At 70.2% G+C, this 26,340-nt stretch carries 14 protein-coding genes, 2 pseudogenes and 1 riboswitch; of the genes and pseudogenes, 10 read left to right on the forward strand and 6 right to left on the reverse strand.

Translation table 11 applies throughout. The features are described from left to right. Positions 1-162: 162 nt before the first annotated feature. Positions 163-1,789, forward strand: a pseudogene (locus JAO84_RS22585) (IS200/IS605 family accessory protein TnpB-related protein). A gap of 45 nt (positions 1,790-1,834) precedes the next feature. Beyond that, positions 1,835-2,842, forward strand: a complete 1,008-nt coding sequence (locus JAO84_RS22590; protein ID WP_370414487.1) for a GlxA family transcriptional regulator — start codon at positions 1,835-1,837, stop codon at positions 2,840-2,842. A gap of 268 nt (positions 2,843-3,110) precedes the next feature. On the opposite strand, the gene JAO84_RS22595 is transcribed toward JAO84_RS22590, so the two are convergent. Continuing rightward, positions 3,111-3,962: a hypothetical protein gene (locus tag JAO84_RS22595; RefSeq protein ID WP_370416838.1), complete on the reverse strand. Its 852-nt coding sequence runs from the start codon at positions 3,960-3,962 to the stop codon at positions 3,111-3,113. Positions 3,963-4,095: 133 nt separating this feature from the next. Between JAO84_RS22595 and JAO84_RS22600 the strand changes: the two genes are divergently transcribed. Both JAO84_RS22600 and JAO84_RS22605 read left to right on the forward strand, forming a co-directional pair. Beyond that, the gene (locus tag JAO84_RS22600; protein WP_370414488.1) at positions 4,096-4,395 is read left to right on the forward strand and encodes a hypothetical protein; all 300 of its coding nucleotides are present in this window, start codon (positions 4,096-4,098) and stop codon (positions 4,393-4,395) included. 6 nt (positions 4,396-4,401) lie between these two features. Then, positions 4,402-5,586, forward strand: coding sequence for a glutathionylspermidine synthase family protein (locus tag JAO84_RS22605; RefSeq protein WP_370414489.1), 1,185 nt, complete (start codon positions 4,402-4,404; stop codon positions 5,584-5,586). Positions 5,587-5,618: 32 nt separating this feature from the next. Here the strand turns inward: JAO84_RS22605 and JAO84_RS22610 are convergent, their stop codons facing one another. Further along, the gene (locus tag JAO84_RS22610) at positions 5,619-6,314 is read right to left on the reverse strand and encodes a polysaccharide deacetylase family protein (RefSeq protein ID WP_370414490.1); all 696 of its coding nucleotides are present in this window, start codon (positions 6,312-6,314) and stop codon (positions 5,619-5,621) included. 166 nt (positions 6,315-6,480) lie between these two features. After that, positions 6,481-7,713 (reverse strand): ornithine--oxo-acid transaminase, encoded by a 1,233-nt coding sequence (gene rocD / locus JAO84_RS22615; RefSeq protein WP_370414491.1) that lies wholly within the window; start codon positions 7,711-7,713, stop codon positions 6,481-6,483. 108 nt (positions 7,714-7,821) lie between these two features. Beyond that, positions 7,822-7,912: riboswitch (ZMP/ZTP riboswitch) on the forward strand. Between the two features lie 64 nt (positions 7,913-7,976). On the opposite strand from rocD, the gene glyA reads away from it, so the two are divergent. The 3 genes from glyA to JAO84_RS22630 all read left to right on the forward strand — a co-directional run bounded on the left by glyA (position 7,977) and on the right by JAO84_RS22630 (position 11,087). Next, entirely contained in the window at positions 7,977-9,260 is a 1,284-nt protein-coding gene (gene glyA, locus JAO84_RS22620; RefSeq protein ID WP_370414492.1) for a serine hydroxymethyltransferase, read from the forward strand. A 113-nt stretch (positions 9,261-9,373) separates the two neighbouring features. Beyond that, entirely contained in the window at positions 9,374-10,387 is a 1,014-nt protein-coding gene (gene trpS / locus JAO84_RS22625) for a tryptophan--tRNA ligase (RefSeq protein WP_370414493.1), read from the forward strand. Positions 10,388-10,496: 109 nt separating this feature from the next. Beyond that, positions 10,497-11,087 (forward strand): 2'-5' RNA ligase family protein, encoded by a 591-nt coding sequence (locus tag JAO84_RS22630; RefSeq protein ID WP_370416839.1) that lies wholly within the window; start codon positions 10,497-10,499, stop codon positions 11,085-11,087. A gap of 155 nt (positions 11,088-11,242) precedes the next feature. Here JAO84_RS22630 and JAO84_RS22635 read toward each other — a convergent pair whose 3' ends face one another. Continuing rightward, positions 11,243-14,743 (reverse strand): DNRLRE domain-containing protein, encoded by a 3,501-nt coding sequence (locus JAO84_RS22635; RefSeq protein ID WP_370414494.1) that lies wholly within the window; start codon positions 14,741-14,743, stop codon positions 11,243-11,245. Between the two features lie 507 nt (positions 14,744-15,250). Here JAO84_RS22635 and JAO84_RS22640 point away from each other — a divergent pair. From JAO84_RS22640 to JAO84_RS22650, 3 genes and pseudogenes are all read left to right on the forward strand, one after another. Next, a complete protein-coding gene (locus JAO84_RS22640; protein WP_370414495.1) occupies positions 15,251-22,066 on the forward strand; it encodes an RHS repeat-associated core domain-containing protein in 6,816 nt (2,271 codons plus the stop codon). A gap of 94 nt (positions 22,067-22,160) precedes the next feature. Continuing rightward, positions 22,161-22,673, forward strand: a complete 513-nt coding sequence (locus JAO84_RS22645) for a hypothetical protein (protein WP_370414496.1) — start codon at positions 22,161-22,163, stop codon at positions 22,671-22,673. A 350-nt stretch (positions 22,674-23,023) separates the two neighbouring features. Continuing rightward, positions 23,024-23,954 (forward strand): annotated as a pseudogene (locus JAO84_RS22650) (IS5 family transposase). Between the two features lie 62 nt (positions 23,955-24,016). Here the strand turns inward: JAO84_RS22650 and JAO84_RS22655 are convergent. Both JAO84_RS22655 and JAO84_RS22660 read right to left on the reverse strand, forming a co-directional pair. After that, the gene (locus JAO84_RS22655; protein ID WP_370416840.1) at positions 24,017-24,772 is read right to left on the reverse strand and encodes a decaprenylphospho-beta-D-erythro-pentofuranosid-2-ulose 2-reductase; all 756 of its coding nucleotides are present in this window, start codon (positions 24,770-24,772) and stop codon (positions 24,017-24,019) included. A gap of 75 nt (positions 24,773-24,847) precedes the next feature. Continuing rightward, positions 24,848-26,248, reverse strand: a complete 1,401-nt coding sequence (locus JAO84_RS22660) for an FAD-binding oxidoreductase (RefSeq protein WP_370414497.1) — start codon at positions 26,246-26,248, stop codon at positions 24,848-24,850. Positions 26,249-26,340 lie beyond the last annotated feature (92 nt).

Raw genomic sequence — 26,340 nt, forward strand, 5'->3', positions numbered from 1 at the left:
ATCGCCAATGCCAGGGGTGATCTCGCCAGAGTGGGTGAGTGCTGGGGCTGCGGTGTGGATCGATGTCTTGACGAACGGAATGTCCGGGGTCGAATGTGTGACCCTTTCGGAGTCTGGTCGTTGAGAGTGGGGACGGAGCTGGGTTCGGGCGGGGGTGCTGGGGTGGGTGCGTTGCGTGAGTTGTCGGCGCCGTTCGTCGCCGTCGGCCCTTCGGGGGTGTCGATTCGCACGCGTCTGAAGCACCTGGCGGCCGGGGACGAGGAGGTGCTGCGGCTGGTCGGCGCGCATCTGGGGTCGCTGGCCGGTCGTGATCTGAGGCAGCGGTGCGCGGAGGGTCTGGAGCACACAACGGATACGTGGGCGGCTCGGAAGCGAACGCTGACCGGTGAGTCGTCTTCCCGTTGGGCCGGGAGCATCACGAAGGCCACCCATGATCAGTGGGCGCTGTCCCGACGCGGGCAGCTCGCCCACATCCAGGGGCTGGAAACGGGCATCAGGACGGTCGCACAGCGCCTGTCGTTGCCGGTCGGCGAGAAGGGTTCGAAGCGGGCTCCGGGCGGCTATCGCAGTCGGCGGGAGTGGTTCGCCAAGTCCCGGCGCCTGGGCGTGCTGGAGGACCGGTTGAAGCGTGCGCGGGCCGACCGGGAGGCCGGTCGGGTGCGGGTCGTGCGCGGTGGCCGGCGCCTGCTCAACACCCGGCATCATCTCGGCGCCGCACAGCTCACCGAGGCGGAGTGGCGGGAGCGGTGGGAGACAGCGCGCTGGTTCCTCGCCGCGGACGGCGAGACGGGCAAGCGGTTCGGCAACGAGACCATCCGTGTCACCCCCGAAGGAGAGGTCTCGCTCAAGCTGCCCGCCCCGCTGGCTCATCTGGCCAACGCTCCACGCGGCCGGTATGTCCTCACTGGGGCCGTAGCGTTCCGGCATCGGGGTGATCAGTGGGCCGACCGCGTATGCGCGAACCGTGCGGTCGCCTATCGCATCCACCATGACACCGAACGCGGACGCTGGTATCTCACCGCCTCGTGGACCATTGCTCCGGTCAGGACCGTACCGCTGGAGGCGGCACGAGCGGGTGGTGTGATCGGGGTCGACACCAACGCAGATCACCTGGCGGCCTGGCGTCTCGACGCCCACGGGAACCCGTGCGGTGAGCCCCGTCGCTTCTTCTACGACCTGTCCGGCAACGCCCAGCACCGGGATGCTCAGGTCCGGCACGCGCTCACCCGGCTCCTGCACTGGGCCCGACGGCACAACCTCACCATCGCGATCGAAGACCTCGACTTCAGCGCGGAGAAGACCCGGGAGAAGCATGGCCGATGCAAGAGGTTCCGGAAGCTGATCTCCGGCATGCCGGTGGCAAGGCTGCGGGCCCGGCTCGTGGCGATGGCCGCCGAACTCGGCATCACCGTCATCGCGGTCGATCCCGCCTACACCAGCAAATGGGGAGCCCAGCACTGGCAGAAACCCCTCACCACCAAGCACCGAAAGACCACTCGCCACGACAGTGCTGCCGTGGCGATCGGAAGGCGCGCCCTCGGGCACCGCATCCGGCGACGTGCGGCACCGCCCCGCGACGACCAGAGCGATCGTCGCGGGTATCGGACCGCCCAGGCCGGACACGGTGACCGGGGGCGTGAGGAAACCCGCCGCCGCATTCCCGGACCACGGACACGATCCGCAGGCGCCGGACGCGGAGCGAAAGCGGGCGACCAGGACACCCAAGGCCGTTCGGGGTGTCCGCAGTGAGCAGGAGTGGGTCCAAGACCCACTCCTGCTGACTGATTAGTGAGGAACGGTAATCTCGCCAGTCGATGGCGAGAGGGGATGGCTCATGGCGACGCCGGGGGAGCTGCGGGTCGGGGTCCTCGCGTACCCGGGATGCTTCGCGTCCGAAGTCTTCGGCGTACCCGATCTGTTGACGATGGCCGCCCATGTGGCGGGCCCGGAGGCGCCCGGGTACCGGGTCGCGATCGTGTCGCCGCGCCGCCGGGTCGTCGCGTCGGGCGGCGCGAGCCTGGACGTGCGGCCGCTGTGCGAGGTGGACGTCCTCGTGGTCCCCGGGTTCGAACTGCGCCTGGGCGCGGACCTGGACGCGTGGCTCGGCGGGCTCGCGCCCGAGATCGCCGCGATCCGCGCGCGGGCGGCGGCCGGTACGGCGGTGGTGTCGCTGTGCGTCGGCGCGTTCCTGCTCGCCGAGGCCGGGCTGCTCGACGGGCGCCGGGCCACCACGTCCTGGCTGCACGCGGACGCCCTCGCCGGGCGGTACCCGGCGGCCGACGTACGGCCCGAGCACCTGGTCGTGACCGACCGGGGCGTGACGACCACGGCCGCCTTCGGCGCGATGTACGACTTCACGCTGGAACTGATCCGCCACCACAGCGGCCCGCGGGTCGCCCGGACCACCGCCCGGCTCGCCCTCGTCGACGACGCTCGCACCTCCCAGACCCCGTACGTCGACCCGAGCCTGCTGCCGCAGCCCGGCAGCGAGTTCTCCCAGCGGGTCATGCGCCGCCTCGACCAGAACCTCGCCGCCCGCTACGACCTCCCCGCTCTCGCCGCCGCCTTCCGCGTCAGCACCCGCACCCTCCTGCGCCGCTTCTCCGCCGAAACCGGCCACACCCCGCTCGCCCACCTCCAGTCCGCCCGAGTCCGCCGCGCCCGCCACCTCCTGGAGACCACCGACCGCACCGTCGCCGCCATCGCCTCCTCGGTCGGCTACCAGGACCCCGGCACCTTCGCCGCCCTCTTCACCCGCCACACGGGCCACCGCCCGAGCGCCTACCGCGCGACCTTCCGCCGGACCGTCGAAACCCCGGCGCCGTCGGAGCCCGGAGCCTGAGCCCCGCGTACCGGCCGGGGGCCGGCCCCCGGCCCGGCTCCCGGCCTTCGGCCGGAGCCTCGATGTCCGCCGCGTCCCTGGCAGGCGCCGCCGGCACCGGCGCGCATTCCCTTCGTCCGTCAAGGACGCGCCCCGCCCGGCGGGCGAAGCCCAGCCGGCCCCCGCCCTCTGGTGCCCGGCCCCGGCTCCCGGCCTTCGGCCGGAGCCTCAACGCTCGCCGCGTTGCCGGCGGGGCCTCGCCGGCCCCGGGCTCGGCCCCCGCCTTCGGCTAGCTCCCGGCCCCCGCCCCCGCCCCCGACGCCCTCCCCTCGGCCTCCGCCGGCGCCTCCCCGAACCGCGCCAGCGTCAGCGAGCCCGCCACCGCCACCGCGAAGCCCAGGAGGGCGAGCCAGCCCAGGCCGGGGCGGGTGGTGTCGCCGAGCCAGGTGATGCCGACGACGGCGGGGCCGATGGTTTCGCCGAGGACGAGGCCGGCGGTGGCGGTGGTGACGGCGCCGCGGTTGAGGGCGGAGGTGTAGAGGAGGAAGGCGCCGCCGCCGCCGACCAGGAGGGCGTAGAGGGCAGGGTCGGTCAGGTCGAAGGAGTCGAGGAGGCGGACCGCGATCTCGACCACCCCGAAGCCGAGCCCGCCCGCGAGGCCGAGGGTGAGGGCGCGGGGGCGGTTCGGGAGGCGGCCGGCGGCGGCGCCCGCCGCGAGGACGCCGAAGGAGGCCGCGAGCAGGCCCCAGGAGAGCGCGGCGTCGGCGCCCTCGTGGCCCTCCCGACCGGACGCGAGCGCCAGCATCGCCAGGCCCAGGCAGACCACCGCGACCGCCGCCCACTCCGTACGGCTGAGCCGTACCTTCAGCATCCGGGAGGCGATCACCGCCGTCACCGCGAGGCTCGCCGCGAGCGACGCGCCGACCACGTAGATCGGCAGCGTCCGCAGCGCCACGATCTGCAGGACGAAGCCGAGTCCGTCCATGCCGAGCCCGGCCACGTACCGCCACTGCCGCAGCGCCCGCAACTGCAGCGCCACGTCGACCCCGCCGCCCGTGCCGGGTCCGGCGGCCCGCGCGCCGAGCGCCTGGAAGACGGAGGCGGCGCCGAAACAGACGGCCGAACCGAGCGCGCAGATCATCCCAAGAAGCACGAAAGGGACTCTAGTGCGACGGGGATCGGACGCGCGTTCACGCCGGGCCTACACTGTGCGGTCGCAACCGGGTGCCGGCAGCCGCCGCCAGCCCGGCCCACAGGGAGGGACGGGGACGGACATGCGCAGAGTGAGGTCGACCACGGTGGTCCTGGGCGGAGTGGGCCTGCTCGCCGCGACGCTTACGGCCTGCTCGTCCGAGCCCGACCGCCGCTGCATCGATCCGGTGACCTACAAGGAGCTCCCGGACTACGAGTGCGGCGACGGCGACGGCGACGGCAGCAGTTCCAGCCACAGCCACTCCGGCCGCTACTACTACGGCGGCTCCTCCAGCAGCGGCAAGGTCAGCGGCGGCAGCTTCGACAAGTCCGCCGTCTCCAGCGGCGGCTTCGGCGGCCACGGTTCCTCCTCCGGCGGCTGATCCCCCGTGCGGCGCCACACCATCGAACCGCGGCCCGGCTGGCAGCAGACCGTCGAGGAACAGGGCCTGATCTACCCCCTGACCCGCTACCCCGACGACTCCCTGCGCCCCTACTGGGACGAGAGCGCCTACTACTCCTTCAGCCTGCCCGAGGTGGAGGCCCTGGAGGAGGTCGTCGAGGAGCTGCACGCCATGTGCCTCGCCGCGGCGGCGCACATCGTCGAGAAGGACCGGTTCGCCGAACTCGGCATCACCGACCGCCGGCTCGCCCGCCGGGTCGCCGAGTCCTGGCGCCGCCGCGCCGAACTCCCCACCATCTACGCCCGGTTCGACCTCCGCTACGACGGCACGGGCCCGGCGAAGATGCTGGAGTACAACGCCGACACCCCCACCTCCCTCGTGGAGGCCGCCAGCCCGCAGTGGTTCTGGATGGAGGAGCGCTTCCCCGGCGCCGACCAGTGGAACTCCCTCCACGAGCGCCTCGTCGACGCCTGGAAGCGACAGGCGCACCTGCTGCCGCCCGGCAGCCCCGTGCACTTCGTCCACTCCGACGTCGACGAGCTCGGCGAGGACCTGATGACCGTCGCGTACCTCCGCGAGACCGCCCAGCAGGCCGGCCTCGCGACCGAGGCGCTGTCGGTCGAGCGGATCGGCTGGGACCGCATCTCCGGCCGCTTCGTCGACGACCGGCTGCGCTTCATCCGCGCCTGCTTCAAGCTCTACCCGTGGGAGTGGCTGACCACGGACGCCTTCGGCCCGTACGTCCTCGACACCCTCGACAACGGCGGCGGCAGCGGCACCACCTGCTGGATCGAGCCCGCCTGGAAGATGCTGCTCTCCAACAAGGCGCTCCTGGCGATCCTCTGGGAGCTCTACCCGGGCCACCCCAACCTGCTGCCCGCCTACCTCGACGGCCCGCGCGAACTCGCCACCACCACCGGCTGGGTGGCCAAGCCGCTGCTCGGCCGCGAGGGCGCGGGCGTCACCCTCCACGAGCCGGGCTCCCCGGTCGTCCTCGGCGACGAGCCGGTCTGCTACCAGGAGCTCGCCCCGCTGCCCGACTTCGACGGCAACCGCGTCGTGCTCGGCGCGTGGACCGTCGGCGACGAGTCGGCGGGGCTCGGCATCCGCGAGTCGGCGGGTCTGGTCACGGACGAGTACGCCCGCTTCATCCCGCACGTGATCCTCTGAGCCCTCTGAGCCCTCTGAGCCCGGTCCTCTGATCAGGACTCCGGTACGTAGTCCCTGAGCGGCGCCGGCCGCAGTCCGGCCGCGTCGGCCGCCGCCAGGGCGCGCTTCAGGTCCTGCTCGATCGTCTCGTTGAAGTGCAGCAGGACGATGTCGCCCGCCTTGAGCTCCGGCGTCGGCGGGGTCCACTGGCCCCAGGTCGTCATGTCGTACGTCCACGTCACCACCGCCTTCGCCCCGCACACCCGCGCGGTGGTCAGCGTGGTCGCGTCGTACGTCCCGTACGGCGGACGAAGCAGCCGCGCCCCGTCCCCGAACTCGGCGAGCTGCGCCTCGCGCGCCCCGCACACCTGAGCCTTCTGGCCGGCCGCGTCGAGGGCGGTCAGGTCCGGGTGGTCGACGGTGTGGTTCTCGACCCGGGAAGGGCCCTGGTCGAGCAGCGTGTGGAAGTAGCCGGAGTCGTACGCGTACGCGCCGGGCAGCAGGAAGAGGGAGGCGGGCACCCGACGGTCGAGCAGCAGCTTCGCGGCGGCCGGGTCGTGGTACCAGCCGTCGTCGATGGTGAGGAAGACGACCGGATCGGTCGTCTCGACATGGTTCACGACCGGTACGGGCTCCGGCCAGGCGGCCTGGTCGGCCTGCGCGGGGCCGGTGAGCGCGCCCAGGAGGGCGACGGGGGCGAGTACGGCGAGAGTGCGGCGCAGGGCGCGGCGCAGACGGGGTCTCGGCATGACGGCCATCATTGGCCTAGACCAACTGGGGTGTCAATGGGGAGAGTTGCGCGCGAAACGGACGCCGGCGGTCCGCCGGGAGGCAGACCGCCGAGGTCCGGCGCGCCCGCGCCGACGGCACCAACGGCGCCGCCGGCCCGTGTCCGCCCCCGTCACGCCGCCGCCGTCACTCCGACAGCACCGCCCGCAGCTGCTCCAACCCCCAGTCCAGGTCCTCCTTCGAGATCACCAGCGGCGGCGCGATCCGGATCGTCGACCCGTGGGTGTCCTTCACCAGGACACCCCGCTCCATCAGCCGCTCCGAGATCTGCCGGCCCGTGCCCTTCGAGGGCGCGATGTCGACGCCCGCCCACAGGCCCCGGCCGCGCACCGCCTCCACCGCGCCGCCGCCCACCAGGAGGCCCAGCTCCGCGTGCAGGTGCTCGCCCAGTTCGGCGGCCCGCTGCTGGTACTCGCCGGTGCGCAGCATCGCGATCACCTCCAGGGCGACCGCGCAGGCCAGCGGGTTGCCGCCGAAGGTCGAGCCGTGCTCGCCCGGCCGGAACACCCCGAGGACGTCGCGGTCCGCGACCACCGCCGACACCGGCACCACGCCGCCGCCGAGCGCCTTGCCGAGGACGTAGACGTCCGGCACCACGCCCTCGTGCTCGCACGCGAAGGTCTTCCCCGTACGGCCGAGCCCCGACTGGATCTCGTCGGCCATGAACAGCACGTTCCGCCGGGCCGTCAGCTCCCGCACCCCGCGCAGATAGCCGGGCGGCGGGACGAGGACCCCCGCCTCGCCCTGGATGGGTTCGAGCAGCACCGCCACCGTGTTCTCGGTGACCGCCGCCTCCAGGGCCGTCAGGTCCCCGTACGGCACGATCTCGAACCCCGGCGTGTACGGGCCGAAGTGGTCGCGCGCCTCGTGGTCCGTGGAGAAGCTGACGATCGTCGTCGTCCGGCCGTGGAAGTTGTTCGCCGCGACCACGATCTTTGCGTGCCCGTCCGGCACGCCCTTCACCTCGTACCCCCACTTCCGCGCGGTCTTCACCGCCGTCTCCACGGCCTCCGCGCCCGTGTTCATCGGGAGCACCGCCTCCTTGCCGCACAGCTCGGCCAGGCGCTCGCAGAACTCGCCGAACCGGTCGTGGTGGAAGGCCCGCGAGGTCAGCGTCACCCGGTCGAGCTGCGCCTTGGCGGCGTCGATCAGGCGGCGGTTGCCGTGGCCGAAATTGAGCGCCGAGTACCCGGCGAGCATGTCGAGGAAGCGGCGCCCCTCGACATCGGTCATCCACGCGCCCTCGGCGGACGCGACGACCACGGGCAGGGGGTGGTAGTTGTGGGCGCTGTGCGCGTCCGCGGCAGCGATCTCGTCTTGCGTCCTCGACGGACTCGGCGTACTCGGCGTACTCGACACGGGATCTCCGTTCGTCCTGCGGCAGGTGCGGGTGTGGCTCCCTTTTCTTATCGTCGCTCGCATGCCGGACGGGGAAACCTCCGGCGACGACGCGCCCGCTACTGTGGAAACACGCACGGCGACTGGCGTACGGGGAACCGACCCCGGGGGAGCCGTGCGCGGCAGACCACACGAGGTGCCGCTCGCCTGGGCATCACGGGACACACCGTCGAGTCCCGTGCGCCACGCGCGTCGGGACCCAGCTGCCCGGAGGAGCGCACGCCATGAACCTTCCCGCCACCGGCCTTCCCGCCCATCACCCCGCACTCTCCGCCGCCGACCCCGAGCTCGCCGCGCTCGTCGGCGCCGAGGAGCGGCTGCAGGCCGAGACCCTGCGGCTCATCCCCAGCGAGAACTACGTCTCCGCCGCCGTCCTCGAAGCCTCCGGCACCGTGCTGCAGAACAAGTACAGCGAGGGCTACCCCGGCCGCCGCTACTACGAGGGCCAGCAGAACATCGACCAGGTCGAGACCCTCGCGATCGAGCGCGCCAAGGCCCTCTTCGGCGTCGACCACGCCAACGTCCAGCCGTACTCCGGCTCCCCGGCCAACCTCGCCGTCTACCTCGCCTTCGCGCAGCCCGGCGACACCGTGATGGGCATGGCCCTGCCCATGGGCGGCCACCTCACCCACGGCTGGGGCGTCTCCGCCACCGGCACGTGGTTCCGGGGCGTCCAGTACGGCGTACGCCAGGACAACGGCCTCATCGACTTCGACCAGGTCCGCGAGCTCGCCCTCGCCGAGCGCCCCAAGGTGATCTTCTGCGGCGGCACCGCGCTGCCCCGCACGATCGACTTCGCCGCCTTCGGCGAGATCGCCCGCGAGGCCGGCGCCGTGCTCGTCGCCGACGTCGCCCACATCGCCGGCCTCATCGCCGGCGGCGCCCACCCGTCCCCGGTCGGCCATGTGGACGTGATCTCCACGACCACCCACAAGACCCTGCGCGGCCCGCGCGGCGCCATGCTGATGTCCCGCGCCGAGCACGCCAAGGCCCTCGACAAGGCCGTCTTCCCGGGCCTCCAGGGCGGCCCGCACAACCAGACCACCGCCGCCATCGCCGTCGCCCTCCACGAGGCGGCCCGGCCCGCCTTCCGGGAGTACGCCCACGCCGTCGTCGCCAACGCCAGGGCGCTCGCCGAGGCGCTGCTCGCCCGCGGCTTCGACCTGGTCTCCGGCGGCACCGACAACCACCTGATCCTGATGGACCTCACCCCCAAGGAGGTCCCCGGCAAGATCGCCGCCAAGGCCCTCGATCGGGCCGGGATCGTCGTGAACTACAACACCGTCCCCTACGACCCCCGCAAGCCCTTCGACCCCTCCGGCGTCCGCATCGGCACCCCGTCCCTCACCTCCCGCGGCCTCACCACCGACCACATGCCGCAGGTCGCCGACTGGATCGACCGCGGTGTCACCGCCGCGGGCAAGGGCGACGAGGACGCCCTCGCGGTGATCCGTGCCGAGGTCGCCGAGCTCATGGCCGCCTTCCCGGCCCCGGGCCTGCCCGTCTGAGTCCGCTCGACGCCCGCTCGACCGGGTGAGACGCGGGGTGTGTTCCGCGTCTCATCGGCCCGCGGTGGGCGGGCAGTCCGGGAACGCTCCGCACACCTGAGAGAATGATGAGCATGGCCTCTGATCGACCTCGTGTGCTCTCCGGAATCCAGCCCACCGCAGGCTCGTTCCACCTCGGCAACTACCTCGGCGCCGTCCGGCAGTGGGTCGCGCTGCAGGAGTCCCACGACGCCTTCTACATGGTCGTGGACCTGCACGCGATCACGGTCCCGCAGGACCCCGCCGAGCTGCGCGCCAACACCCGGCTCGCCGCCGCCCAGCTGCTCGCCGCCGGTCTCGACCCGGAGCGCTGCACCCTCTTCGTCCAGAGCCATGTCCCCGAGCACGCCCAGCTCGGCTGGGTGATGAACTGCCTCACCGGCTTCGGCGAGGCCTCCCGGATGACCCAGTTCAAGGACAAGTCCGCGAAGCAGGGCGCCGACCGCGCGACCGTCGGCCTCTTCACGTATCCGATCCTCCAGGTCGCCGACATCCTGCTCTACCAGGCCCACCAGGTCCCGGTCGGCGAGGACCAGCGCCAGCACATCGAGCTGACCCGCGACCTCGCGGAGCGCTTCAACGGGCGGTTCGGCGAGACGTTCACGATCCCGGCGCCGTACATCCTCAAGGAGACGGCGAAGATCTACGACCTGCAGGACCCGGCGATCAAGATGAGCAAGTCGGCGTCCACGCCGAAGGGGCTCATCAACCTGCTCGACGACCCGAAGACGACCGCCAAGAAGGTCAAGAGCGCGGTCACCGACACCGACACGGTGATCCGCTTCGACCCGGAGCACAAGGCCGGCGTCTCCAACCTGCTCACCATCATGTCCGTGCTCACCGACACGTCGGTCGCCGACCTGGAGAAGAGCTACGAGGGCAAGATGTACGGCGCCCTCAAGACCGACCTCGCCGAGGTCATGGTGGACTTCGTCACTCCCTTCCGGACCCGCACCCAGGAGTACCTGGACGACCCCGAGACCTTGGACTCGGTGCTGGCCAAGGGCGCGGAGAAGGCCCGGGCGGTCGCCGCCGAGACGCTGGCGCAGACGTACGAGAAGATCGGCTTCCTGCCCGCCAAGCACTGAGCCGGGACGCGTGCCCGGGCACGGGTCGAACGACTCTGGCCGAAAGGGTGGTGCAAGCCGCACACTGGCGGCTGCACCACCACAATCCTGGACGATGGAGGAGAACGACGTGGGGACCGTAACGCTCGGCGTTTCGATCGCGGTCCCGGAGCCTCACGGCAGCCTGCTCCAGGAGCGGCGCGCGGGCTTCGGGGATCCCGCCGCGCACGGCATTCCGACCCACGTCACGCTGCTGCCGCCGACCGAGGTCGACGCGGAGCGGCTGCCGGAGATCGAGGCGCACCTCGCCTCGATCGCGGCGCTCAGCCGGCCCTTCGCGATGCGCCTGGAGGGCACCGGCACCTTCCGGCCGCTCTCCCCGGTGGTCTTCGTCAAGCTCGTCGAGGGCGCGACCGGCTGCGACCTGCTCCAGCAGCGCGTCCGCGACGAGGCCGGCCCGGTCCCGCGCGAGCTCCAGTTCCCGTACCACCCGCACGTCACCGTCGCGCACGGCATCGCCGAGGAGGCGATGGACCGCGCCTTCGAGGAGCTGTCCGGTTACGCGGCGGAGTGGACCTGCCGTTCCTTCGCGCTGTACGAGCAGGGCGCGGACGAGGTGTGGCGGAAGCTGTACGACTACGAGTTCGGCAGCGGCCGCACGATCTCCGCCGTCCCGGCCCAGGGCGGCAGCCCGGTCGACGCCCCGGCCACGACCCCCTAGCCGACTCATTCCCCTTGTGATCAATGGGCGCAGAAGATCGCCCCGCCACGGAGCGTGAATGGCGACCACTCCGGGGACGACCGGGCCGTGTGCCGAACGGTCTGCGGCGCCCACCCCTCGATAGGGAGTGGGCGCCGCAGGCGGTGTCGGGCCGGTCATCCGACGGCCAGTTTGTCCTTCCAGCCACCGCCGACTGCGCTCACCATCTCGGTTCCGCTGCCGGGCAGCACCGTCCGGCCGCCGGCGTAGAAGCGGACGGCACCATCAGTCCGCACACTCCAGACGTCGGGTATGGCGTCGCCGGTGGCGTCGGGAGTGCCGTACAGGAAGCGGATGCTGGTCCGGCCCCAGCCGCCGGATCCGTACACGATGTCGGCTCCGCCGGCCGAAGCGGCCGCCGACCCCAGCGATAGCAGGTCGACCCCCGAGCCGGAGGCAGCCTTCTTCCCCGTCCGCAGCATCAGGCGGGCGGCGGTGTTGGCCCGGTAGACAAGATCGGTCACCCCGTCCCCGGTGATGTCCTGGACCGTGACGATGTCCTGGTCGAGCCACGCGGAGGACGACAGCTGAACCGCCCGCTCCACGGTGGCGCCGTTGTAGCCGATGAGAGCCCAGAAGGCGTCTCCGGCCTTGAGGAAGAAGTCCGGCTTGCCGTCTCCCGTCGCGTCGCCGGCGGCGGAGATCTGGGTGATGGTGCTCGGCGCGGGTGCGCCGGCCGGCAGCAGGACCTCCTGGCGCCGGTCGATGTTCACTCCTCCGTAGCCGTCACCCGGGTAGACCCACATCCTGCCCTCGCGGACAGCGATGAGGTCCTGCAGGCCGTCGCCTCCGTAGACGTCTCCCAGGTGGGTGATGAGGGTGTTCTTCCAGTAGCCGGAGGGTGCAGCGATGTACACCGGACTGCCGTCGTCGCCGACCGGGTCCTTGTCGGGGTTCCCTCGGTAGGCGCCTGACATGGAGTAGTCGAGGTCACCGGTTCCCTTGGTCAGGTCGGTGGTGGCCTCCGAGGGGTAGAGGCGGAGGTTGCCGTTGCCGTCCACGACCATGAGGTCCGGCAGCGCGTCGCCCGTGAAGTCTCCGGGCTTGTCCGCCTGGTCCCGGGGCGTGACGTAAAAGAAGTACTTGCGCGGCTCGGAGACGTGTCCGGCCCCGTCGACGGCCCGTACGTACAGGACGTTGGGTCCGGCCAGGGGTGGCTTGGCGTTGGAGATCGTCGTCAGCGTGGTCACCGGCGCGCCGCTCGTCCGTGCGACCGAGAAGGGGTACGAAGCCTGGTTGAAGCCGTACTCGAACTTCACGACGTCGGTCTGGGCGGCCTTGAAGGTGAACGAGCCGGCCGTGCCGAACTTGACGGCGCTCCACTTCATGTCCTCGGGCTCGTTGTTGAACCCGTTGTCGTTGGCGTCGGCGTCGGGGAACTGGGTGGAGGTGACGGTCGGCGGTGAGGGCCGGGTGTTGTCGAAGACGAATCGGCAGGGAGTCTTCGTGTGGGAGTAGGCCGAACTCTTGCCGAACTTGTCGACGGCCCGGGCCCGCCACGAGTACGTGGCACCGTTGACGAGCTTGAGCCCACCGGTCACGTTCCCCGTGGGGAAGGGATCGGTGTGGACGCGGGCGGTCTTGGTCTGGCTGCCGACGGAGACGGTCCCCTTGGCTCCGAGCAGATTCGCCGTCGAACCGCCGGAGGGCCACAACTCGAAGATCAGGGAAGCCAGATTGCCGTCCTTGTCACTGCCGCCGCCCCAGAAGGTGAGGGAGGACGCGCCCACGTTGATGTAGGGAGCCGTCGTGTCACAGCTCTGGTTGGGGTCGAGGTCGAGACCGCTGGGCGGGGCCGGCGGACGGTTGTAGGCGAGATCGACGTACGGGCCGTAGTCGCCGTCGGCCTGGAATTTCTTCCAGGCGAACTGGGAGTTCTCGTCGCCTGCCTTGAACCCGATCGTGAGTGTCTTCCAGCCGCCGGTGACGGCCTTCTGCGCCGTCGACTTGATGTCGAACACGACGAAGTCGTCGGGGCAGGACGATGATTTCCAGCCGTGCGCGAAACTCGCTCCGCCGATCTTGTTCGAGTTGTTCATGCGCGGCGCGTTCTTCCAGTTTGTCTTGGAAGAGATGACGCCGGTCAGGTGAACGGTCATCGTTCGCGCGCTGCACGACCAGGAGTACGTCTCAAGGGCGCGCAGTTTCGCGCTGTGCACGATTGCGTCCTTGAGGTCGGGGTCCCAGTCGATGCTGAAGAAGGAACGTGACGTTCCCCAGGTGTCGGACTCGAACCCGACACGGGCTTCGTGGGTCCCACCCTTGTTGAAGTTCTTCCCGTTGTAGAAGCTCGCGTTCGGGTGACGGCTGTAAGCGGTGGTCCAGTCGTTGGTGTGCTTCTTCACCGAGGGATCGATGAAGACCGGGAAGACGGTGTCGGGATCGTTGAGAAACTCCTGGTCAGGGGTGAGGTACCAGCCTCTCGAGGTCCAGTCGTCCTCGATGTGGTCCAGATCGGTGCCGACGAGCGCGCCGTGCGAGTCGGGCTGCGGACCGTTCAGGGCGGGCAGGGAGAGCGTGGCGGCGGTGCCGGTCTGAGACGGCTCGGGTGTCGGTTCGGCGGGCACGGGAGGCAGCGGCGCGGACCCCGTGACGGGGTCGGGAGTCCCGTCGACTGCCTCGGGGAGCGGCTCGTCGAGAACGTCCCCCTGATCGCCGTTGTCGATGGCGTCCGTCGGTTCCGGCGTGACCGGATCCGTGGGGTCGGCGTCCGGCGACGGGGTCGAGCTGTCACTGGGCAGGGCCTCGGGCTCGGTCGGTGTCGCACCGCTGCCCGCCTGGCCGTCGCTGACGGCGGGAGAGCCCGCGCTGTCCCACATCAGCGGCGTCGCCGATTCGAGGACCTCCCGGCCGCTGTTGGTTCCGCTGAGCACGCCTGTGACGGGGTCGATGCGGAAGTCCAAGGTCCAGGACCAGAGCCCATAGGACAGTTTCGCGACGCGGGGGTCGGCGGCGGCCTCACGATTCTTGACGACGAGAACCTGGGCGAATCCGCCGTCGTCGGCAGTGATCACCAGGTCCGCGCCGGGGATGATCTCTGGGTAGAGGATGCGGGAACCGTTGACGACAGGCTCGGGGACGACACCGGGCCACGTCAATGCCATCCAGTCGTCGTCGGACTCGATGATGGCCAGCGAATTGAGTGGTGGAGAGGACATGGGAAGCAGGGCCACCGGTCGCCCGCCGGCTCTCGACGCCCGGTTGCTGCTCGGCCGTGAACCGGCTGAGAACACCATCTTGGTGTTGGTCGCCCGGGGGGACCAACCGCCCGGAACACGGACGAGCGTGGTGTCGATCGGCTTCCACTCACCGCCCACCTTGGCGCGTACCGGGTTGGCGTGGATGCGGCGCTGCAGCAGTCCGTCGGGTCTGGCCCACGTCGTGGAGTACGGGGTGCGCAGGGCCGTGGCCTCCACGACTCTCCGTACCCTTGCCGCCTCCAGCGCCGCGTCGGCCTCTGTCAGCGGTCCCGTGGCCTTGGTGCGCGCTGGAGGTGGACTCCCGCTGTCTTCCGGGGCGTTCAGCCCCCACACGGTCAAGCCCGTGGCCACGACGGCGGCGGCCATGGCGGCCGCGATCGACCGGCGTCCGGGCATGCGGCGCCATCTGCTCGTCATGAGCGGATTCCCTTCCCCCCTCGAAACCGGAGGACGGGCGGCCCGTCCACCGGACTTCCTGGCCCGTCAGCAGGCACGCGAAGGCGCCGTCTGTGACGGATGCGTGGAGATCATGGACCAAGCAAGCCTGGGGAGTCACGGCCACGGCTGGGCTCCCACTGCAGCGGGGGCTGGCGGACTGCGGACGTGCGGGACCGTGCTCAGGAGGGAATGAATCGGAATCTCACGTGCGTAACATGTCAAAATGTGATGACCTTTTGGAAACTATGGGTGAAACGTTCCTCACTCGACATCTCTTGTCTCGTTACGTAGGGAAGTGGAGTGTTAGCGGACTGTGATGATCATCACTTGATCCTCGTTCCCCTGGATCTCCTTCACAGCTCCCGCACAGAATCCCCCGTGTCTGATGTGACCCGTCTGCGGTCCGCGCAGGGCACCACTTCGTCCGGGGGGACTCCACTCGTGCCTGCTTCAACTTCGGTGCGCCGTAGGCGCATTCGTTCCGGCGTGGCATCGGTGCTCGGTGCCGTGCTCATGGTCGCGCTGCTGCCTGTCGAAGCACTTGCGCTGCCGCCGGATCCCACGAAGGACGAGGTCCCACGGGACGAACTCGTTCTGGAGAAGCTGCCGGAGACCGCCAGGGTCGCGGGAAGTACCCGGAACGCGGGTCTGGACAGCATCGAGAGCAAGGCTCCGGAGAACCTGGAGGAGGCGCCGGCCGGGACAGCGTCGCCTCCTCCAGGCGGCTCCGCCCCCGTAACCTTCGACGCCCCCGCGGAGCAACCCGCACTCCACGCCGACAGCGATTCGTCGCCCGTGCAGGCATCGGCGTATGAAGACGCGGCAGGGGAACTCCTCCCCGCCGGGGCCCTGCCGGTGAAGCTCGGACAGGCGCCGGGGGCAGCCGCTCCCACCGGCACCTGGGAAGTCAGCCTCTCCTCGCGCACGGCACCCGAGGCGGACGGGGTCGACGGTGCACTGGTCACCGTGACCGCGCCCGACACAGGGTCTGTTCCCGTGTCCATCCAGCTCGACTACAAGGCCTACGAAAACCTCTATGGGGCCGAATGGACGTCGCGACTGACGTTCGTCCAGTTCCCCGAGTGCTACCGCGACACACCGGAACTCGAGGTCTGCCAGACGTACGAAGAGCTGGACACGGTCAACGACCCGGTGACCAAGACCCTCACCGCGACCGTCGACACGGCCGCAGACGGCACCGTCACGCCGACAGTGGCCCCGCGTACGGTGACTGGACCGGGCGTGATGCAGGCGGCGTTCGTGTCATCCGCGACCGCGGGGGGTGACCGGGCGGTCGTGGGTGCCATCGACTCGGGCGCGGGCGAAGCCGGTTCGTTCAAGGCGACGCCGCTCGCTTCCAACGGAAGCTGGTCGGCCGGTGGTTCCTCCGGTGCCTTCTCCTGGTCCTACCCGTTGGCCGTGCCCCCTGCCCCCGCCGGCCCCGCGCCCGAGGTCGCCTTCCACTACAACTCCCAGGCCGTGGACGGCAAGACCGCCGGCACGAGCCCGCAGGCGTCCTGGATCGGAGAGGGCTGGGAGTACGACCCGGGACACATCGAGCGCCGCTACCGCACCTGTCGGGACGACCGCGACGCCACCTCCGCCGGAACGCCCAACAACACGGCCAAGAAGGACAAGACCTCCGACCTGTGCTGGGTCTCCCACAATGCCGTCATCACTCTCAACGGCAAGTTGATGGAGCTCGTACGCGTCGGCGACAGCAACCTCTACAAGCCGCAGCAGGACGACGGAACCCGCGTCGAACTGAAGACCGGCGGATCCAATAACGACAACGACGGCGAGTACTGGGTCGTCACCACTCCGGATGGCATCACCTACACCTACGGCCTGAACCGGATCGGTGAGGGCCACGCCGACACCAACTCCGTGTTCACCGTCCCCGTGTTCGGCAACCACCCGGGCGAGCCCTGCCACGCGGCCACCTTCGCCGCCTCCCGCTGCAACGACGCCGACAAGAAGCAGCAGGCATGGTTCTGGGGCTTGGACAAGGTTGTCGACCTGCACGGCAACGTGATGGTCGTCAACTGGACCAAGGCGCAGAACCACTACGCGGTCAACAAGAAGTTCAAGACCCCGGAGGCCTACGACCGCGGCGGCATGCCCACGTCCATCGAGTACGGCCTGCGCTCCGGAGTCCTGGGGGCAACGCCAGCGGCCAAGGTCGACTTCGTTCTGAAAGAGCGCTGCCTCCAGGATGACACCGCCTGCGACCCGGCTCGGTTCGACAACACCAAGGAGCCCGCGGCGTACCGGCCCTGGTGGGACAGTCCCGGCAACCTGAACTGCAAGGCGGACTCGAAGCTCTGCCCGGCCTTCCCCTCCTTCTGGAGCCGTCAGCGCCTCGCCGAGGTCGTGACCTACGCCCACCGCCCGGGCGTGACGGGCCTCGCCAAGGTCGACACCTACCGGTTGCGCCACTCGTTTCCCCGGGACTGGTACGACACGTCTCCGGGGCTGTGGCTGAACTCGATCACCCGCTACGGCCACCGCCCGGGTGACACGGTCGGCACCCTGATGTCTCCGGCCGGCATCAGCTTCGCCCCGTATGTCGTCGATATCGCCCACCCGCTCGGCGGGTACCTCAAAGACCGCCAACTCCCCAACCTCGTCCCCCGGTCCAAGGACGACCCCCGCCCCGGCTTCACCCGCCCGCGTATCGGCTCCGTCCTCACAGAGAACGGCGGCGAGATCGAGGTGGTGTACACCGGAGGCTGCAAGGTCCAGCCCACGGTCGCACCGCAGGACAACACCGGTACCTGCTATCCCGTCCGGTGGTCCCCGGACGGTGACCTGGACAAGCCCGCCCTTGCCTGGTTCAACAAGTACGTCGTCCAAACCGTGACCGAGACCGATCGGATCACCGGCGTCTCGGACCGCGTCACGACGCGATACACGTACCAGGACGCCGCCTGGGGGCTGAGCGACGACGAGTTCGTCAAGCCCGGACTGCGGACGTACAGCACGTGGCGCGGCTACCAGCAGGTGATCACGACCAAGGGCTATAAGGCCGACGTCCACCAGCAGACGCAGTCCTACGAGGTAACCCGCTACTTCCGCGGCAAGGGTGGGCCCGTCAAGGACTCGAAGGGGGCGGTGACGCTCGCCGCGGACGACGCTCCGCAGTACGCGGGGCTGCCCGCCGAAACCATCACCTACGACGGTTCCGGCGGAAAGGTCGTCAGGCGTGTCCTGAACTTCCCCTGGTCGAAGCAGACGTCCTCGCGCGAGCGGGCCGGCGGCCTCGACCCGCTGCTCGCTCACCAGGGCGGGATCAGCAGAACCGACGCCATCCAGACAGTGGATGCCGGATGGCAGGCGGTCAGGACCGAGACGGAGGTCGACGCCCACGGGTTCCCGGTTGAGGTGCGGAGCACGGTCGTCAAGCCGGACGGCACCGGCGGCGAAACGCTCAGCGACCCCACCTGCTCCCGAACCGAGTACGCGCACAACGAGGCCAGGAATCTTCTTGGCATGCCGAAGTCCGTACGCAAGACGGCAACGACATGCGCCGACTTCGCCACGGCGGCCCCGGACGGCGAGCTGATGGAGTCGGAGCGCTACACCTACGACGGGCAAGCATGGGGCGATGCGCCGACCAAGGGTCTCGTCACGAGCGTTGCGGGCATCAACGGCGCAGGCACCGCGCACAACGTGGTCACGAGCACGACCTTCGACCCGCTGGGGCGCGTACGCACGGTCACGAGCCCCCTCGTGGGGACCACCGAGACGCAGTACACCCCCGGTGATGAAGGTGGTCCCACCACCTCGGTCAAGGTGATCAACGCCAAGAAGCATGCGACCGTCACGACGTTCGACCCCGGGCGAGGGACCGTACTGACCGTCACCGACCCCAACGGACGACTGGTCCGCAGCGAGCACGATGCCTTCGGACGCATTGTCAAGCAGTGGTCGCCCACGCGCTCGTCCGGGACGCAGACACCTGATCTCCAGGTCACCTATCAGAGCGCGCAGGCCACCACGACCGTGACCAGGCCCGCCGCCGTCACGGTCCAGCGGATCAAGGACGACGGCACCTACGCGCAGCAGGTGACGATCTACGACGGCCTCATGCGTCCGGTTCAGACACAGAGCGAGGCACATGGCCCCGGCCGGATCATCACTGACACCAGGTACGACGACCACGGCCTGGTCAGGGAGCGGACCGGTGCCTACCTGGCAAAGGGCGAGCCCACGCCCGCCCAGTTCAAGAGGCAGTCGGACACCCTGGTCCCCACACTGACCAGAACGGAGTACGACGGACTGGAGCGCCCTCTCCGGGTTTCGACCTTCCACGGCGGTGCCTTCGCGTACCTCTCGTACAGCACCTACGAAGATACGAGCACGTACTCGAATCCGGCGGGAGGCGCCGCCCCGGACGTGAAGACCTGGACCGACGCCCGCGGCCGCGTGACGCTCGTCCAGCACTCCACGGACACCCGCGGTAACGCATGGCGTGACACCGCGTACAGCTACGACGCCCGCGGCAACCTCGCCAAGGTCACCGACCCCGCCGGCAACGTCTGGAGCTACACGTACGGCGACGCCCGCGGCCGTCTCACCGCGACGAGCGACCCCGACACCGGTTCCGCCACATACACCTACGACGACGCCGACCGCACTGTCAGTGTGACCGACAGCCACGGCACGACGTACACCGGCTATGACGAACTCAACCGGGTCACCGCCGTCCGGGACGGCTCCGAAACCGCACAGCCCATCAAGGAGTTCACCTACGACACCCTTCCCGGTGCGTTGGGCCTGAAGGTCGCGTCCATCCGCCACGACGCGAGCGGCGACTACATCAACCGCATCACCGGATACGGCGTGGACTACCAGCCCACCGGAAGCGAAAGGGTCATCCCGTCGAATCCGATGACCACCGGTGTCGCCGGAACTTATGCGTACTCCTACGCCTACACGCCGACCGGCAGGCCACTCTCCGTGACGCTTCCTGCCAAGGGCGGCCTCGCTGAGGAGAAGGTCGTCACCCGATACAACGGCGACGGTCTGGCCGAGTCGACCGCGGGCATCGACTGGTACACCACCGACGTCACCTACTCGGCGTACGGGCAGCCGCTCCGGACCGTGAGCGGACCACAGCCGTACCGCGTGTGGACGACCCACTTCGTCGACGACCACACCGGTCGTGTGCAGCGATCGGTCGTCGACCGCGAGACGGCCAACGCGCACCGTGTCAGCGACAGTCAGTACGCGTACGACCTCGCGGGCAACATCACGTCCAACCTGCGCAAGCTGACCGACGGGGCCACCTCCCGGTGGGACAGCCAGTGCTACACGTACGACACGCTGGGACAACTGGTTCACGCCTGGACCTCCAGCACGGTGCCGACCACCTCCGGGACGGGCTGCAAGTCCGCCAGCGGCGACACATGGGGACCGACGACGGACGGCGGAGTCTCCAGCGGCCCGGTGGCTCAGGCGGCGGACTCCGTGACCGACTCCGAAACCCCGGACACGGCGCTGACGGAGTCCCTGGCCGAGGCTGCCCCCGCCGCCGGAACCGTGGCCAAGGACGGCACGTCCTACTCGCAGTCCTTCACGTTCGACGTGATCGGCAACCGGCGCTCCCTGGTGGAGCACAACCCCGCCGACCCGACGAAGGACGTCACCCTGACCTACGGGTACGGCACCGTGGTCACGGGCAATCAGACCACTCCGTCCCAACGGACCCAGCCGCACGTCCTCTCGAGTGTCTCCACGCCGACGGCGGGGGCGAGCAGCACCTACACATCGGACGTCGCCGGTAACACGACGCACCGGAACCTGCCGACGAGAAGCCAGGTTCTGGACTGGACGAGCGAGGATAAGCTCGCCTCGGTCACCGAGAACGGCGTGACGACGAAGTACGTCTACGACGCCGACGGCAACCGCGTCCTGGAGAACACCCCGACGGGCAGCGTGCTTTACCTCGGTGAGACGGAGCTGACCACTGCGGCCGGCAAGATAACCCGGGCGACCCGCACCTATGCCCATCAGGGCGCGCCCAGTGTGGTCCGTTCCGCCACCAACGGGGCGACGACAGGTCATGTACTGACGGTCCTGGTCACCGACCATCTGGGCACCGCTCTGACAGCTGTGACCCAGGCGGCTGGTCAGCCGGTGACCCGCCGGTTCTTCAAGCCGTACGGGGAGACACGCGGCGCCAAGCCTGCCTGGCCCGAGCGGCGGTCGTACCTCGGGGTAGGCATCGACGACCCGAGCGGTCTGACGCACATCGGAGCCCGTGAGTACGACACGGCGACCGGGCGCTTCCTCTCGGCCGACCCGGTCATCGACATCACTGACCCGCTCCAGATGAATGGGTACACGTACGCCCACGGCAACCCCGTCACGCGCAGCGACCCGACGGGACTCTGGGACTTCGTGGGCTGGGCCAAGGACGCTGCGAAGGGCGCGTGGCACGGCGTCGTCGACTGGACGTCGGAGACGGGGGAGACCTGGCACCGCTGGTTCGGTGACCCCGCGAAGGCGGACCGCATGAAGGCGGAGCGGGAGAACAGGGTCGGGCCTAACAGCGGGGTCCCGTTCAACGGGACCCAGTACCTGAAGAACCTGGCTGGTAAGCCTTCCAACAGCTTCGCGTACCGTGCGTCGTACACGGCGGTGAAGATCTTCATGCCCATCCTGCCCGGCGCCGGGATGGCCGCGAAGGCACCCTCGATGATCGCCAAGACGGCGAGCAAGACCACGTCGGCCGCGACCAAGGGTGCGGCGGCGGCGAGCCGGGGATCGATCCGGAACATCCGGGCCGGCTTCCCCCGTATGACGCCCTCACCTCGGGGTGTAGCTTCGACGAAGCATCCGACGATCGTGCAGACCATCAGGCCCCCGACCGGCTGGACCGACGAGGGGCAGCTCAAGGCGGCCGCCGCCGCGGTTCCCGACTTCGCGTTGAAGCACCGTGCCAACCAGCCTGCCTCGCGCTCGTACGTCGGCGGCTACAACATCGACACCGGCGAGATCGCGCTCGCCGCTTCGGGCGGATCTCACAACGGCTGCGCCTACTGCGCCGAAGGAAACGTCGTCTGGGCCCTCGGTGGCGACGCGTCGCGCGTGGTGCTCACCATCGCCTATTGGGTCCGGGGCAACGCGGCCGAAGGTTTCCGTGTCGAGGTGAAGCCGGTGTGTCCCAAGTGCCAGGTGGACTACCCGAACGCGCACTTCTTCGAGCCCGGCGTCACGGGAGCCAAAGAGCTCAGGGATGGCACACCCGCCATCTGGTACCTCAGGGGTGACGACGCCTCAGGCCCATGGGCCTGAGATACGGTGCAGGCCCCGCTCGCCCCACGTGGGCGAGCGGGGCCCAGAGCCGCTCCGGTCCGTGCCGGGTGGCCATGAACCAAGAGATGGAACGATGACGCATCCACGACGACTCATCCGCGCCGCGATCGAGGACAGCGGCATCACGACGCTTCGCTGCGAGTGCGGAGCGAACGCCCTCCACATGATCGAGGAGTTCTTCGAGACCCTGGACAGAGATCCTGACAGCCTCCGGGAGCGCCGGGACTGGATGGAAGGCCATGCCATGTCGGGGTCGTTCCACCACCGGCCGGCGCCGGCTGTGGCCGAGATCCTTATGGCTGCGCTGCCCTTCTACCCCACAGGGGCAGCGCGCACGGTGATCCTGGAGGTGCTGCTGGACCTGTCGGACGGCGACATCGACGATCTGGTCGAGCAGTGCCAGCAGGTGATCCGCCCGGGTGTCTGGCTCTTTCTGGAGGAGATCGCTTCCGGGCTGTCCCCGGCCAGTGCCTCCCTCGCCTTCGACATCCTGTTGGCTGTGGAGGAGGACGACTGGGTGGCCTTCGCCCGGGAGCAGCTTTCCGACATGCTGCCGGCCGTGCAGTTGGATCCTGGCTACGGGTGATCGAGCGAGGACTCCGAACGGATTGCGATGCGAACCTGCCGGTCGGCCCCGGCTGGCTCGCTGCTCCCGACACCGTTCTGATGGGGTGCCAAGTCCGTCCAGGGTCGCGCTGGACCGGGACAGCGTGATGCCCTTGCGAGTGGCTGCGCATGCGGTGCGTTCGGGAACGCGGACCTCGTCTTCCTCTCCGCCGCCTCAGAGTCGGGGTGGCCGCGGTTCATCCACTCCCGGCTGGGCGCGATGTCCCGGACGTGCCCAGACAGCCGGGCCGGAACGAGCGGCTGCGTGCGCCTTGCTCACGGCCCCACGGTGAAGCGGTTGGACCTAGGACCTGTCTGATAATTGATCTTGTGGTGGGTCGTGGTGAGCCGGCGGATGCGGCGTGGGGGCGGATAGAGCCCCTGCTGCCGGGTGTTGACGGGCGAGGTCGGCCGTGGCGGGATCACCGGCAGGTGATCAACGAGGTTTTGTGGCGGTTACGGACCGGTGCTCCGTGGCGTGACCTGCCAAAACGCTTTGGGCCGTGGCAGACCGGCTATGAGCGGTTCGCCCACTGGGAGGGGGACGGAACCTGGGCTCGCCTGCTCGAACAGGTCCAGATCCGGGACGACGCCGTCGGGTCCGTGGAGTGGACGGTGTCGGTCGGCTCCACGATCAGCCGGGTTCACCAGCACGCCGCCGGCGTCTGTAAAAGGGGGCGGCGGCGACGACGGGGGACGAACTGGAAGTTCCGGCATGTCCGTCGGCTGGCCAGGCGCTCGGCCGGTCCCATGGCGGGCTGACCGCCAAGGTCCATCTCGCCTGCGACGGCCGGGGCCTGCCCCTGGCCGTCGTCGTCCCGCCCGGCGACCTCAACGATTCCACCGCCTTCGGCACGGTCATGGACGTGCTGAGGGTGCCTCGGGTCGGGGTGGGGCGGCTCCGCCGCAGGCCAGACGTGGTCATTGCCGACAGGGCGTACTCGTCCCGGGCTGTCCGCCAGGCCCTGCAGGGCATCCGGGCAGTGATCCCAGAGCGGTCGGGCCAGAAGCCAACCGTGTGCGGCGCGGACAGACCGGCGGCAGGCCGCCGGCCTTCGACCGCGAGCTCTACAAGACCCGCAACGTGGTCGAACGCCGCTTCAACCGCCTCAAGCAGTTCCGCGCGATCGCCACCCGCTTCGACAAACTCGCCACCCGCTACAAAGCCGGAGTCCACCTCGCCTCGCTCATCCTCCTGCTCCGCGAGCCCGGGCTGGGTGCGGTTACTGCCCCCCCCTCTCTCGGTTCTTCTGGGGCCTGAGGCTGTATCTGGCGGAACGAACCGTGGCCTGGCCCTTCCCGTGCCCCTGTGCGCCCGTACGGCTACACCGGCAGGCGGCGGAACAGCGGCCGCGGCACGTGCCGCAGGGCCGACATCACCACGCGCAGCGCGCCCGGCACCCACACCGTCTCCGAGCGGCGGCGCAGCCCCAGCTCGATCGCCGTCGCGACCGCCTCCGGGGTGGTCGCGAGCGGCGCCTCCGCGAGGCCCGCGGTCATCCGGGTGCGGACGAAGCCGGGCCGTACCACCATCACGTGCACCCCGGTGCCGTGCATCGCGTCGCCGAGGCCTTGGGCGAAGGCGTCGAGCCCGGCCTTCGACGAGCCGTAGATGAAGTTCGCCCGCCGGGGCCGCTCGCCCGCCACCGAGGACAGCACCACCAGCGAGCCGTGCCCCTGCGCCTGCAGCGCCTGGGCGCAGACCAGGCCGGCCGAGACGGCGCCGGTGTAGTTGGTCTGGGCGACCCGGACCGCGGAGAGCGGGTCGGACTCGTCGCGCACCTGGTCGCCGAGGACGCCGAAGGCGAGCAGGACGAGGTCGATGTCGCCCTCGGTGAAGATCTTCCCGAGCCGCTCCTCGTGGGAGTCGGTGTCGAGCGCGTCGAAGGGCACGGTGTGCACGTCGGCGCCCAGCGCGCGCAGCGAGTCCGCGGCGGCGGCGAGCGCGGGGGAGGGGCGGCCGGCCAGCCACACCGTACGGGTGCGGCGGGCGATCAGCCGGCGGGCGGTGGCGAGGCCGATCTCGGAGGTGCCGCCGAGGATGAGGAGGGACTGGGGTGCGCCGAAGGCGTCCTTCATGACGTTCACGCTCCGGAGGGGACAAGGGACGGGAGGGGGACGGCAGGGGAGTCAGGGGTTCAGGGGTTCAGGGGTTCAGAGGGCGAGCCGGCGGGCCAGGTCGGAGACGAAGACCGAGCGCGGGTCGAGCGCGGCGCGCAGCTCGCGGAAGTCACCGAGCCGGGGGTACATCGCGGCGAGCAGCTCGGGCCTGAGCCGGGAGTCCTTCGCGAGGTAGACCCGGCCGCCGGCCGCGACGACCTCCTCGTCCAGCTCGTCGAGGAAGGCGCCGAGGCCGCTGAGCGAGGCCGGGATGTCGAGCGCCAGGGTCCAGCCGGGCATCGGGAACGACAGCCAGCCCGGGTCCGCCTCGCCGAAGCGCTTCAGGACGGCCAGGAAGGACGGGCAGCGGCGGGTCGCGATCCGGCGCACCACCCGGCGCAGGGTCTCCTCCCGGCCGTGGCCGACGACGAACTGGTACTGCACGAAGCCGCCGCGCCCGTAGATCCGGTTCCAGTGCGGCACGCCGTCGAGCGGGTGGAAGAAGGAGCCGAGGGACTGCAGCCGGCCGGTGGAGTGCCGGGGGGCCTTGCGGTACCAGAGCTCGTTGAACAGACCGACGGTGGTGCGGCCGAGCAGCCCCTCGGGGACGTACGCGGGGGCCGCGGGCAGCCGTCCCGGCCGGAAGGCCAGCGGCTCGCGCCGGGCCCGCCGCGCCCGTACCGGCAGGGCGTCGTACGGGGCGTGGTCGCCGCGGGTGAGGACGGCCCGGCCGGTCGACGCGCCACGCGCGAGCAGGTCGATCCAGGCGACGGAGTAGCGGTGGCGGTGGTCGGTGGCGGTCAGCCGGGCCATCAGGTCGTCGAGGTCGGTGGCGCGTTCGGTGTCGACGGACATGAGGGAGGTCTCGACGGGCAGCAGGCGCAGGGTGACGGAGAGGATCACCCCGGTCAGTCCCATGCCGCCGGCGGTGGCGTCGAAGAGCGGGGTGCCGGGGGCGACCGTGCGGACCTGGCCGTCGGCGGTGAGCAGGTCGAGTGAGACGACGTGCCGGGAGAAGGAGCCGGAGACGTGGTGGTTCTTGCCGTGGATGTCGGCGCCGACCGCACCGCCGACGGTGACGTAACGGGTGCCGGGGCTCACCGGCACGAACCAGCCGAGCGGCAGCAGCACCTCCATCAGGTGGTGCAGGCTCACCCCGGCGTCGCACACCACGAGCCCGGCCTCGGCGTCGACGGCCCGGATCCGGGCGAGCCCGGTCATGTCGAGCACGGACCCCCCGGCGTTCTGCGCCGCGTCCCCGTACGCCCGCCCCAGCCCCCGCGCGATCGACCCCCGCGCCCCGCACGCCCGTACGGCCGCGGCGGCCTCCTCGTACGTCCGGGGGCGGATCACCCGGCTGTGGGTGGGGGCGGTGCGGCCCCAGCCGGTGAGGGTGTCGATGTCCGCGTCCGCGTCGCTGACGGCGGGGGTGACGGCGGAGGTGTCGGCTGCCATGGGGTGACCGTATAGCCGGGAGTGTCGCTTATGCCGGGATTGGCGGGTGGTTCGGCGAAATGGGTGATTAAACGAGTGTCAGGAAAGCGTCT

Origin of the sequence: Streptomyces fradiae, assembly GCF_041270065.1 — a bacterium.
GTDB lineage: Bacteria > Actinomycetota > Actinomycetes > Streptomycetales > Streptomycetaceae > Streptomyces.